3 protein-coding genes are annotated in these 2,651 nt (G+C 72.7%); 1 reads left to right on the top strand and 2 read right to left on the bottom strand.

Annotated features, from left to right (window positions below):
• Nucleotides 1-883 (top strand): FAD-binding domain-containing protein (locus HY68_RS22020; protein ID WP_277816766.1); only part of this gene is annotated, 883 nt, incomplete at its 5' end.
• A gap of 5 nt (nt 884-888) precedes the next feature.
• On the opposite strand, the gene HY68_RS22015 is transcribed toward HY68_RS22020, so the two are convergent.
• Nucleotides 889-1,701 (bottom strand): DUF1295 domain-containing protein, encoded by an 813-nt coding sequence (locus HY68_RS22015; protein WP_041991439.1) that lies wholly within the window; start codon nt 1,699-1,701, stop codon nt 889-891.
• The coding region (locus tag HY68_RS22010; protein ID WP_041991437.1) for a cyclopropane-fatty-acyl-phospholipid synthase family protein at nt 1,698-2,651 on the bottom strand (954 nt) is incomplete at its 5' end. The genes HY68_RS22015 and HY68_RS22010, both read right to left, overlap by 4 nt.

The raw sequence follows: 2,651 nt of genomic DNA, 5'->3' as shown, positions 1-2,651 counted from the left end.
GGGCGGCCGTGACCACTTCGCCGTGTTCACGCCGTACTTCCGGCGCTGGCAGGCGACCGGGCTGCGCGCGGTGATGCCGGCGCCGAAGGCGGTACGCGTCCCCGCGCTCGACAGCGATCCGCTGCCGAAGCGGGCGGACGTGACCGGCGTGTCCCCCGGTCTCACCGACGGCGGTGAGGCGGTGGGCAGGGAGCGGCTGGCGGCCTGGCTGCGCGCGGGCATCGAGTCGTACGAGGACCGGCACGACGATCTGGCGGGCGACGCCACCTCCCGGCTCTCGCCCTTCCTGCACTTCGGCTGTCTGTCGGCCGTGGAGCTGGTGCACCGGGCCGGCCGCAAGGGCGGTCCGGGCGCCGAGGCGTTCGTACGGCAGCTCGTCTGGCGGGACTTCCACCACCAGGTGCTCGCCGCCCGTCCCGACTCCGCCTGGTCGGACTACCGCGGCCGCGCCGACCACTGGCGCGACGACAGCGCGGACATCGCCGCCTGGCGGGCGGGCCGTACCGGCTATCCGCTGGTCGACGCGGCGATGCGGCAGCTGGCGCACGAGGGATGGATGCACAACAGGGGCCGGCTGCTGGTCGCGAGCTTCCTCACCAAGACGCTGTACGTGGACTGGCGCGTCGGCGCCCGGCACTTCCTGGACCTGCTGGTCGACGGGGATCTCGCCAACAACCAGCTCAACTGGCAGTGGGCGGCGGGTACCGGTACCGACACCCGTCCCAACCGGGTGCTGAACCCGCTCACCCAGGCCAAGCGCTTCGACCGGGACGGCGCGTACGTACGGCGCTGGCTCGGCGCGGACGCCGAAGGGACCGAACCGGTCGTGGACCTCGGTGAGGGCCGCGACCGGTTCCTGCGGGGCCGTGGTCAGCAGCCGTGAGGCCGCTACGACTCCCGTGACCTGCGCGGCGGCAGCGGGAGGAAGCCGCTGGTGCGGGCGGTGTACTCGGCGAACCCCGGCCGGTCCGCCATGTGCCGCTCCAGCAGCCGCTTCCCGCTGCCCTTGGTCAGCAGGTAGCTCATCACCAGCGGGCTGACCACGGTCGCCGCCGCGACCACCGGGTCGTCGCAGACGATCAGGAACAGCCCCCACCAGACGCAGAAGTCGCCGAAGTAGTTGGGATGCCGGGTCCAGCTCCACAGCCCCCGGTCCATCACCCGGCCCTTGTTGGCCGGATCCGCCTTGAAACGGGCCAGCTGCCGGTCGCCGACCGCCTCGAAGACGAGGCCGACCAGCCACAGCGCCCAGCCGACGTAGGCGACGGGTCCCACAGCGCCAGGGATGTACATCGCGGCCTGGACGGGCAGCGAGACCAGCAGCACCAGCGCGCCCTGGAGCAGGTAGATCATCCGCAGCGCGTAGAGGTTCCGGTTGCCGGGTGCCTTGTCGAGCATCCGCGCATACCGGGGGTCCTCGCCGTGGCCGTGGCCGCGCGCCGCGATATGGACGGCGAGCCGCAGCCCCCACACCGCGGTCAGGACCGTCACCAGCAGCCGTCGTACGTCGTCGCCCTCGCCCGCCGACAAGGCGTACGAGACGACGGCGACCGCGGCGAACCCGGCGCCCCAGGCGATGTCGACCACGCGGTGCAGCCCTTTGGCCGCGCCGATCGCGAAGGTCACGAGCATGACGGCGAGCGCGGTGGCGGCGCAGATCCCGACGCCCGTGCCGAACGCGCCCCACGGGTAGCCGTTCATCGCAGCTCACCCGGCCGGTACCAGTCACGCGGCGTCGCCGCCATCCCGCTCACCCCGTCGTCCGTCGGTCGTACCGCCAGGATCTGGTCCACGCCCATCCGGCGCTCCTCGAACGCGAGGGCGCCGCCGACCAGGTACAGCCGCCAGACCCGCGCGGTCTGCGCGCCGACGAGCGCGGCGAACTCCGCCCAGCGCTCCTCCAGGGTGCGGTGCCAGGCACCGACCGTACGGATGTAGTGCTCGCGCAGGGCCTCCACCGACCGTACTTCGAGCCCGGCGCCCTCCAGCAGCGACACGGTCTCGCCGAGCGGGCGCATGTGCATGTCGGGGGCTATGTAGGACTCGATGAACGCGCCGCCGCCGGGGGCCGTGGTGCCCCGGGACATCTGCTGGACGAGCACCCGGCCGCCGGGCCGCAGCATCCGGTGCAGGGTCGCGGTGAAGCCGGGGTATTCGGCGTCGCCGACATGCTCGCCCATCTCGACGGTGGACACCGCCTCGTACGAGCCGCCGACGATGTCGCGGTAGTCCCGCAGCTGTACGTCGACCAGCTCTTCAAGGCCGCGCTCGCGCACCTGGGCCCGCACGTGGTCGGCCTGTTCGGCGGCGAGGGTGACGGCGGTGACCTGGGTCTTGTACTCCTGCGCCGCGTAGAGGGTGAGCGAGCCCCAGCCGCAGCCGATGTCCAGCAGCCGGGCGCCGGGGCGCAGTTCGAGCTTGCGGCAGATCAGCTCCAGCTTGTCGCGCTGCGCGTCGGCGGCGCTGTAACCGGGCTCGTCGCTCGTCCAGTAGCCGCAGGAGTACGCCATCGTCTCGTCGAGGAGCAGCGCGTAGAACTCGTTCGACAGGTCGTAGTGATGGCTGATGGCGGCCCGGTCGCGTGACCTGCTGTGCAGGGCGCCGCCCAGCCTGGCCTGGGAGGCCGGGGCCGGCGGCCGGGGGCCGAGCGC

This window comes from Streptomyces sp. AcH 505 (assembly GCF_000818175.1).
Taxonomy (GTDB): domain Bacteria; phylum Actinomycetota; class Actinomycetes; order Streptomycetales; family Streptomycetaceae; genus Streptomyces.
The sequence above is the reverse complement of the archived record's forward strand: the minus strand, read 5'-3'. Positions and strand labels throughout refer to the sequence as shown.